Raw genomic sequence first — 9,825 nt, forward strand, 5'->3', positions numbered from 1 at the left:
CGGCCCACGAATGTCATGCGCAACTTGGGTGGCGATTTTTCCGATGGCGGCTTCGGCCGCCATTTTCTTTGCTGTTTCTTCCCAATTGTCAATTTGTCCTACAAGATGGTTTACGGTTTCAGCAAGCTGTCCTACTTCGTCAAGAGGTCTTTGTGGAGATATTGGAATTAGTTTTCGTTGCCCTGTTGCAATCGCCTCTGTTTCCTGAGTCAGCTGGATCATGGGTCGAGTGATAAAGTAGGACATCAAAATAATGACAATAATGAGAGAACCTGTTGCCAACAAACTGATCAAGAGGATTGTTACTGTTTGTTGCAATAGTAATTGATTGAGCTCTGAGAGGGATATGCCCACGATCAATTTTTCTTTTCCGACATCTTTCGTAAACTCCAAAACGGATTCCCCATCAACCACCATTTTTTTCACCGTTATGGAATCCGTTTTTGGAAAAATTTCTTTTGTAAAGCGATGTTCATATTGCAAGCCTTCTTTCAGAGTCCGAAGAAATTCTCTTTCCCCATGACTCCCTTTGATTTCCAAATAAAGCATGTCATGGCCAAATATGGCTTCCTCATAAAGTTTTTCTTTTGAGGGGTCGGTAAATTGTTTTTCCAAGAGGTTGATGTGATGTTTGCCCACTTTGATAAAATGTTCGGTGATTTGTTGACGCAATGAAACAATGCTGAGTGTGAAGGGAAGACCCAGACAAATTATGACCGTCAGGGGCAGGACAAGAATGAATTTGTTGCGGATGGAGCGACGAAAGAATTTTACAAAACGCAAACTGTCCACTCTATCCCTCCTGAACGACGGGTGCTACTACGGCAGACGGAATTTCTCCAATTTTTCTCTGATATCGGCGCATGAGAATGTGAATACCCACGGTCATAAACACAAGCAGTGAGCCCGGCAGGATCCATCCAACCGTTGTTGCTTTGCCATCGGGACCGCTGGAGGGCAACGTTAGAAAAATAGCCAAAATGCTGACTATCATGCTCCCCAATGACAAAATAGTTGCCCTTTGTTTTGAATTTTCCGGAGGGATGTAAGCATTTATAAGCGTGTTGTAGGCAGGTGAGAGAAAACCGTAACCAAAACGACATGTCACAATGGTTGTCATAAATAAAACCAACGGCAATTTGCTATTAAGACTCTTTAAACCCAAACCGATGACAAATAAACCAATCAACAGATTAACGAGGACGTAATAAACCCATAAGCGGGCATTACTTGTTTTTCGAACACCACCGTCCTTGGCGTTTATTTTTTCCATCAATTTGGATCCCAAAAATGCCATTAACAAACCAAGGAAGACAACCAGAAACCAGTAATAATTCAGTGTCTTTGTACCCAAGTTTGCCTGCAAAGCTACCGGAGCCAAATAACTGATTAGATCCGACGCAAACTTAAAAATGGAATAAGCTAGCAACAAATACAGAAGTGCTGGAACTTTTAACACAAGCCCGACACCGGTCTTAATGATAGATATGAGTTCTGCATAAGAGTGTTTTAGATCAATTTTTCCTTCGTGAAATGATATTGATTTTGTTTCCTTCATAAAAACAACACAGAATAAGGCACATAATAATGCACTCATGAATCCGAGGCTAAAAGCATAGAAAATATAGTTGTTGAGATACAGAAGCAACCCGATGATCGCGCCAACAATTTGAGCTAAAAACATGTAACCCCAAGAACGGGACAATAACGGAGCATGCCCCTCGGGGATATTTCTTTCGCGAATGCTGTCAACCATCCATGCAACACAACATCCATTATAAAAAGTAAAGCTGAGGGTGTAAATAATGGAAGCCAGTACTGCGAGAATGAAAATGTTTTGGATGGCTAAAACAAATGGGAGCCATGCTCTAAGAAAATTGGTTAATGCAAGCAAAATAAAGCTGAGTATAATAATTTTCTTTCTTCCAAGATAATCAGCAATGGCACCGGTGGGGACTTCAATTACAATGACGAAAATATCCATGACGATGCTGAGCAAGATGGTTAATTGCAATGCTTTTGAACTGCCCAGCGGCATAAATTTTTCAAAAAGAAAAGCACTATAGGTGTACAAGAAAAGTCCAAGGTTAAATCCTAAAGTAAGCCAAATAATTCGGGCAACAACCCACACATCCCTGATTGCAGGATTAATTGTATTTTTCTTCAGCATGTTGAGATGGATTCCAATCGGTTATTCGAAAAAATAAGGAAATAACTACAAAAATTATACGAGCGGTTCTCTTTCGTTTTCTTGCATAAGCACCTCCTGTGTTGATGAGCGCTATGACTAAATTTTTCAAAAAACAAAGTCAAGATTTTTTCCCCTTTCTTTTAAAGTCTTCGGTGTTTCGATAAAAAAGTTGTGCGATTTTTTGTTTTTATTTTTTCTTTTTATAAAGCAATCTCCGTGCCATGTGCGAGAAAAGTCATATCGTGTTAAAAATCATACAGTTGAGGGAAAAGATGAAAGGGGTGTATGTGTGCGGAAGTGTATCAGTTTTGCGACACCTGTCTCAAAAGTTGTGCAAAAAATGGGGAGACTGTTGATAATTGTGTTTTTCGCTATTCCGGAGTAGACAGCATGTTATGGACATTACCGCGGGTGAAATTATCGGGAATTATCGCATTTTAAAAACCAACATAGCCCAAGGCGGCAATGGCATTATCCATCTCGCTGAAGACATCAACAACCATAACAGAAAGTGCGCCCTCAAAGTTTTAAATAAAGACGCCGCTCTCGCCCATCTTCGCACAAAAGGTTCTCTCCCGAAAACAGAGGAAGAAGTGGAAACGTTGTTTCGGAAAAAGGCGGCCAAGTTCCGGGAAGAATTTCACATCGCCATGGGAATAAACCATCCGAACATCGCCCAAATGTTTGACTTGGGTTATCACAAGGGTAGTTTTTACATCGTCTCCGAATTCATTGAGGGTAAGAGTTTGTTTCAAGCGCTCATTTCTCTGCCCGTTCCCGAAAAAATAGGCGTATTGATAGGAATTTTGGAAGCCATCGACTGCGTTCATCGCCACGACCTTCTTCATCTGGACATCAAACCACAAAATATTTTGATGACTACGAACAACGGGAAACCGTGTCCGAAGCTGATTGATTTCGGCGCCGCTCTGTCGATAGGGATTTTCAACTTCAAACCGCGCGGTACACCTTCTTTCATCGCCCCGGAAGTGGCTCTCTCTCAGACAGAAAAAATCGACGCCCGTGCCGATCTCTTCGAATTTGCGGCAACAGCCTATTACTGCATCACCAGCGTCTTTCCGTTCAAACAGCGGAAACAATGCAAAGGAAATATGGAAAAACTGGCTGAATTGATCCGTCAGGAAACCCCTCCTCCGCCGTTGACCGATTACGACGAATCCATCCCCGAATTTTTGAATACGATTATTCTCCGCTTGCTTGCAAAAGATCCGGAAGACCGATTTTATCCGCATGCCCGCGCAGTCATCAATGCATTAAGGACACAGTTGCCGGACGCTTTTTCTACAACCTCCCGCGCCCCTTCCAGCTATCTGATCCCTGAAAGGGACAGGCACATCGGCCGTGCCGGCATACAAGATACGCTGAAGGCTTACATGGATGGCTTGAGCCAATGTAAAACAGCAAAGACCCCCGTTGTCTGTATCGGCGGAGAGACAGGAATGGGTAAAACGCATCTTTTAAAAACGCTGAAAGAATATGCAACCCATGTTTTGGAAAAAATCACCCTGCATCATCTGGAATTGCCGGCATCTGAAGAATGGCTGACGCGCTGGTCGGAAAAAATTCATCGCGATTTTGTTTCCGGGGAAAAACCGGTGTTAATTCTTATCGACAATCTGGATTTGGCTCTGCAAAATCTGGCGGATCATCTTCAGATATATGGAATCCTTTCGGCAACAGGCCGCCTTTTGCGGGAAGGCGCACTTAAAAAACCCGTCCTGCTTTTTTTTACGAGCACGAAATATCCCTGCGACGCCGTCCCCGTGGAGGCAGAGCATTTCCGATCGTTTGAACTCAAACCCTTTTCCATTGACGAATTGAGGGAATATCTTGCGAGTACACCCGCCTTCTCCAACAGCACTATCCCTGAACGCTGGCTGAAATCTTTTTATTCAAAAACATTGGGTGTCCCTCTGGAAGTTCGTGCGGCGTTGGAAGAACTCGACGCCGGCGGGGAATTGCTCGTCTTCGATCCCTCCGGCAAAATTCTTTTTTCCGAATGGGAGGAGCCGAACCTTGAAGGCAGTCTGATCTATCATGGCGGAACACAGCCGACACAAGAGAGGCTTTTATCCCAGTTCAGCAAACTGACGAAGACGGAACAAGACGTCATTTGCTGGATGGCTGTTTGGAATACGCTCGGCCTGTCACCCCCGCCCCGTTTTGAGGAATTTTCCCGTTTTTTTCCTGCATTAACATTGGGACAAACGCTTTTGAACCTCGTGGATACCCGGTGGCTGACCCATCATGAAAAATTACAGTCCTTTGAATTCGTCAATCCGCTGGCCCCCATGATTATCTACGAAACACTCGAAGAAAAAAAACGTCAATTGCTTCACGACGCTTTGGCCACCCATTTTGCGGACAAAAACAAAACCCTAGCTTCCCTGCATTTTGGTTTCGGCACGGACAAATGTAAAGCCATTTATCATCTGATCCACCTCGGGAGACTGAAAATGAATCAGGGGCAATTACTGATAGCGCGGCAGTTATTGAACAAGGCCCTTGAATTATCACCCAAAGAGCTTCCAAAATTGAAAATCTATATCCTCAATCTCCTCATTGCCAATTATCATAACCGCGGAAAATATAAAGAGGCGGAACATTGTTTTGAATCAGCTTTAAAGTTGATCGAAAAAAATCTCTCAAATGGAACCCGCTTATGGCAAATCATCCTTTATGAAAAAATGTCTGCTGTCCTGCTTGAAAAGGGAAAAAGAGAAGAAGCTCTAAAGCTAATTCAAAAAGGATTGGCCCTCTACCGAGGCCGAAACATCGCCCCACACTTTATTTTTCTGAAAAATCACGAAGGTTTTTTCCACTATCTTGAGTCATGCGAGGGAAAAGAAAAAACAAAGGAACACCTTGAAAAGGCGAAAGCCATCTTCCGTAAATCACTCGAACTAGAAAAGAATTTGCAGGGGGAATTCTCCGGTGTCCGCCGTAACAACGAATTGGGGCGTGTGCTGAAGGCCGGGGGAAGATATGCAGAAGCGGCAACGGTGCTTTTGGATAAAATTGAAACAATAAAAGGAGACGAAAAAAACATCTATGCCCTTGTGGAGACTTATCTCACGCTGGCTGAATGTCAGCGGTATTTGAAAAACTATGAAGCCGCCGGCAAATATGCGGAGGAAGCGCTTGTCTTGGCCAAAAAAACGGGACAGGGAAAATGGCTGATGAAAGCGCACATGGCCAAGGCCGAAATTTATCACGACAGCGACAAACCGGAATTGGCTTTAGAGGAAGACAAATCCTCTCTGGTAGCCAGCTCCTTTTTAAATCGCGAAGAAGAATATGCCTCAACCATGAAAGGACTCATGATCCGCCAAGGGCTTTATTTGAAGGAATTGAAACAATGGGATGAAGCCGTTGTTCATTTTGATTCCGCTTTGGCAACAAATCTGTCCGGGATGCTTCTCGTTCTGGCAAAGATAAGCCTTGGTGAAATTTATTTTCACAAAAAAGAACATGAGAAAGTCGCAAAGCATTTTGTGGACGCAGAGGCAATTTTAAAAAACATTCCGCCGGATGCCGCGCGCCCTTATTTATTTCGCATTGCCATGGTCAAAGCACAGATGATGCAGGATCAGGGGCACAGGGAAAAAGCCATCGCCCTTCTGCCAACCCTGAAACAACTGGCCGCTCAAGATCCCCAATTGCTTAAAGAGTGCAGTCTGTTGGAAAAAGGCATTCGGTAATGGCGATGTGATTAACGACAAAGTCAAAGAAGTCCATATTTTGCTTGGCATGGGTGCGAATGATATTTATTAGAACTCCCGATAAAATCTTTGGTGCTTTGGGAGCAGGGGGCCGTAGTTTCAAATCCTATCACCCCGACAATGATTTCAATGGGTATTCTTTATAAAGGCAGTGTAAAATGGAATGTGGATCCTAGGCCAAATTCTGATTCGGCCCAGATTTTTCCTTTGTGGGACAGAATAATTTCTTTGGAAATGGCCAAACCTAAACCTGTGCCACCTTTTTTCTTGTCTCTTGTGCTGTCCAATTGCTCAAATGTTTGAAAAAGTTTTGGGATGTCTTCCGTTTTAATTCCCGGACCCGTATCTTGCACCATAACATGCACGGTGTTATCCCTCTGCTCCACAACAGCAGAGACAGCGCCCTTTTCCGTGAATTTTACGGCATTGCCAACCAGATTGGTCAGCACCTGAACGATCCTGTCTTTATCAAATCTTATCTTCGGCAGTTTTTCATCCAATTTTGCCGTAACATTCAAACCTTTTTCATTTGCCAAAACGGCCATGGATTTTTGGACTTCCCTCACAACATCACAAATATCATTTTCGCGCATATCGTATTTCATTTTGCCTGAGTCCATTTTCTGAAAATCCAAAACATTGTTTACCAGGCGTGCGAGTCGGTCGGCATTGCAATCGGCAATTTCCACCACCCGACTCTGTTTTTCATTGAGTGTCCCGCTTATCCCGTCTTTGAGATTTTCAATGGCGCTTTTGATCGTGGTCAAAGGATTTCTAATCTCATGGGAAACTATGGAGGTAAATTTTGATTTTATTTCCGTCGCTTCTTTAAGCGTTTTTTCGGCCTCTTTTTCCTTTGTCAGATCGCGGAATATCAAAACAACTCCAACAACCTTGCCATCCTTGTCGAAGATTGGCGCACCGCTGTCGCCTATGGGCCGTTCCTTTCTTTCGTCGCGTGAAATCAGAATGGTATGATTTGCCAGTCCGATAATAACGCCTTCTTTCAGGACACGCGTCACGGGACTTTCAACGGTCTCGCGCGTTTCTTCATTAACGATGCGAAATATTTCTTCAAGCGATCTGCCTTTTGCCTCGGCTTCACTCCAACCGGTCAGTTGTTCCGCAATCGGATTCATCATTACCACACGACCAGAAATATCCATGGACATGACCGCATCGCCAATGCTGTAAAGTGTGGTTTTCAATTCCGATTGCAGACGTTTTCGCTCCTCTACTTCGACAGCAAGAACATCGCGTGAAACCAATGTTTGTTTCAGACGTTGTGTCATCGCATCAAAGGCATGGGCCAGTTTTCCAATTTCATCACCGCTTTTGATGCCCGTTTTGTAATCCAGATTTCCTTGGCTGATCCTCTCTGCGGCTTTTGTCAATTTTAATATCGGATCGGAAACGGCCCTTGCCAAAACGTAAGCCGCCAAGATTGTTAAAATTAAGAGGACGGCTAAAGCCAGTGTCAGCTGATGCTCTAAAGCGGTTACGGAAGCAAAAGCCTCTTCTTCATCTATTTTTGTCACGAGCCCCCAATCCAAAGAGGGGATATACCGCCAAGCCGTGATAACTTTTTTGCCCCGATAATCAGTCGCATGCCCAAACCCCTTTCCTCCCAGAGCCGCTTTCTGGGCAGGAATGGCGTATCTGTCACCGATCAGGACGGTTTTTTCCAGAGCCGCCTCCGGATCGTAACGCCGGGGGTTCAAAAACAGGATTCGGTCCCCCATTTTTTTTACAATCAGGGTCTCTCCCGTTTTACCCAATCCAACAAAATCCTGAAACAGTGCATAAACAGGTTGCATATTTACTTCAAGAGCGAATACCCCGATAAATTTTCCGTTGAAATCGTGGAGAGGCGCCGTGGCCAAGATTGTAAATTTGCCGTCTTCGATACGATTTCTGAAGATCTCCGAAAAATAAAATCCCTTTTTCCCCTTTTCAAAGGCTTTCCCGTCTGGATCGGGTAGAGAGTGCCCCAGATCCATTGTCTGATGCTGATCTGCCGTCGTATAGGCAATTTTTCCGTCGGGGCGAACCAGCATAACATCGAAAAAGAAACCTTCTTTTTGCAGTGTTTTCATCTGGCCATCCAGCATTTTTTGGGCCGCGATATAGTTTGGGTTTGTCTTGTCCTGCTTAAACCGGGTGAGAACTGGAAGATTTTTTTTGATGCTATAATAATCCTGTGCTACGCGAAGCTCCCTTTTCAACTCATTAAAAAACTCTTCAATTTTTGTGACCTTCGTATCCGAGATGCTTTCGAGATGGAGAAATTGGATCTGCTCTAACTTTTTTTTGGCAGTTGACGCCATCCAAGTGCCAACAATAAACATCGGTAGGATGGCAAGTAAGAAAAACGCGATAAACAACTTTGTTCTTCTCGTCATGTTGAGAAATCCTTTAGTTTGAAATTATCTTTCACTAATAACCCCCTCTAATTTTTGCACTGAAATAGATATCATCAAACCATGCCTTCCCGCTCCCTTTTACAAAACATATGATTTTTGCCACATCAGCGCCGTTGGGCGACTGAAACCACATGTTTTGAGAAATCCAGTCATTATTAACACCGGGTTTTGGGAGAGCATACGTTGCTATTTCCTTCCTCTCTTTATCTAACAAAATGACCATAATGTTTGCGAATCCTTTTTCAAGGTTAGCCTTCATCTTTCCACCAAAGTCATATCTTTTTCCAACTTCCACTTCGACCTCCTGCTGTAAACGAACTCCTTCTTTTGAATATTGCTTAAGATGAATTTGCATTGAGTGTGCACCCTCAATATGGTCATTGCCATCGAAAAGGAGCTCCTCACCATGACCAAAAAATTTCCAGTAATTTGGTTTGTTTTCTTTTGCCTCCTCAAAACCACCGTTCATCAGCCTATTTGGTTTATACGTTGACCCGATTTCCTTTTTCCCGACGGTCTCCTCACCATAACCCATCTGCAAAAAAGTGTACGCAAACAGAAGACAAAAAAAGATTATACAAAGTCTTTGCCACGCCATATTGCCCCCTTTCTAATCTGGTTTGGGTAAACCCTTACCCATAAAACCCGCAAAGTCGGGTCCGTACCGATACGTTCTAAACAGAGCTCTTCTTTCCGGATTAATAAACTCCCATACAATTTCCCCACCCTTTGTAACCTCGAAAATTCTGCCAGATGCCCCCTCACAGATTAAGGTGTTACCATTGGGAAGCCTTTGCGCCCCGGCTATATATGGGGAATTGAATTTAAATTCAGGGGGCATCCAACCTGCAAATTTTTCTTCATGGTGTGTGAAGGCCCAAACCACTTTCTTGGTTTTTGGGTCAATCTCGACCACTTTTGAACGCGGCAAACCCCAGTCTTCAATGGCGGCATTGTGCATGCCATTATCAAAGACAAGAAGATTTCCATACCCGGGCAATTCCTTGCCTCCGATTTTTGCTCCGATCATATCAAAAGAATGTTGATGTCCAAGTCGTGCCCATTCACCCTCGAGATAGCCGCCGTATCTCCATAGGATATTTCCGGAACCCTTATCAATAATAATAGACGCAGAAGGTTGACGTAAAGAGACCAGTATCAATTCCTTACCCGTGAAAATGGGATTGTCGGAGGAAAGAAACTGTATGGAATTTGCGTGTAGCCATCTCTTCCTGTAATCCAAAGGACACACGGGATATTCCTCTGCCTTCAGGTGATCTTCGGCAACCCACTTCCAGACAATTTTTCCTGATGGCTCTATCTCGGCAATCGTCTCACTTAAAATCACCCCTCCCTCATATTCTGTATTGGGTATCCCACCCTCCACCTCATCCGGCCTTTTGTGCTTTGACCAGAGAATCGCAATGATATTTCCATTGGGCATTTTGTCATAATCGTGATGGATAGC

At 43.8% G+C, this 9,825-nt stretch carries 6 protein-coding genes; 1 reads left to right on the top strand and 5 read right to left on the bottom strand.

All coding sequences use genetic code 11. The annotated features are described in order from the left end of the window. Together HY877_04005 and HY877_04010 are read right to left on the bottom strand one after the other, a co-directional pair. The coding region (locus HY877_04005) for a HAMP domain-containing protein (GenBank protein ID MBI5299441.1) at positions 1–792 on the bottom strand (792 nt) is incomplete at its 3' end. 1 nt (position 793) lies between these two features. Continuing rightward, positions 794–2,170, bottom strand: coding sequence for an MFS transporter (locus HY877_04010; GenBank protein ID MBI5299442.1), 1,377 nt, complete (start codon positions 2,168–2,170; stop codon positions 794–796). Between the two features lie 416 nt (positions 2,171–2,586). Between HY877_04010 and HY877_04015 the strand changes: the two genes are divergently transcribed. After that, positions 2,587–5,913 (top strand): tetratricopeptide repeat protein, encoded by a 3,327-nt coding sequence (locus tag HY877_04015; protein ID MBI5299443.1) that lies wholly within the window; start codon positions 2,587–2,589, stop codon positions 5,911–5,913. 161 nt (positions 5,914–6,074) lie between these two features. Here HY877_04015 and HY877_04020 read toward each other — a convergent pair whose 3' ends face one another. From HY877_04020 to HY877_04030, 3 genes are all read right to left on the bottom strand, one after another. Further along, positions 6,075–8,336: a HAMP domain-containing protein gene (locus HY877_04020; GenBank protein MBI5299444.1), complete on the bottom strand. Its 2,262-nt coding sequence runs from the start codon at positions 8,334–8,336 to the stop codon at positions 6,075–6,077. Between the two features lie 34 nt (positions 8,337–8,370). After that, complete coding sequence (locus HY877_04025; protein MBI5299445.1) at positions 8,371–8,892, bottom strand: hypothetical protein; 522 nt, start codon at positions 8,890–8,892, stop codon at positions 8,371–8,373. Between the two features lie 75 nt (positions 8,893–8,967). Continuing rightward, on the bottom strand, positions 8,968–9,825 hold an 858-nt coding region (locus HY877_04030), incomplete at its 5' end, for an aryl-sulfate sulfotransferase (GenBank protein ID MBI5299446.1).

It is taken from the genome of Deltaproteobacteria bacterium (assembly GCA_016213065.1).
Classification (GTDB): domain Bacteria; phylum UBA10199; class UBA10199; order SPLOWO2-01-44-7; family SPLOWO2-01-44-7; genus JACRBV01.

Excerpts from the sequence above, each read along its gene's own strand:
- HY877_04020 (MBI5299444.1), bottom strand. The coding sequence starts at position 8,336 with ATGACGAGAAGAACAAAGTTGTTTATCGCGTTTTTCTTACTTGCCATC.
- HY877_04010 (MBI5299442.1), bottom strand. The coding sequence starts at position 2,170 with ATGCTGAAGAAAAATACAATTAATCCTGCAATCAGGGATGTGTGGGTT.
- HY877_04025 (MBI5299445.1), bottom strand. The coding sequence starts at position 8,892 with ATGGGTTATGGTGAGGAGACCGTCGGGAAAAAGGAAATCGGGTCAACG.
- HY877_04015 (MBI5299443.1), top strand. The coding sequence starts at position 2,587 with ATGGACATTACCGCGGGTGAAATTATCGGGAATTATCGCATTTTAAAA.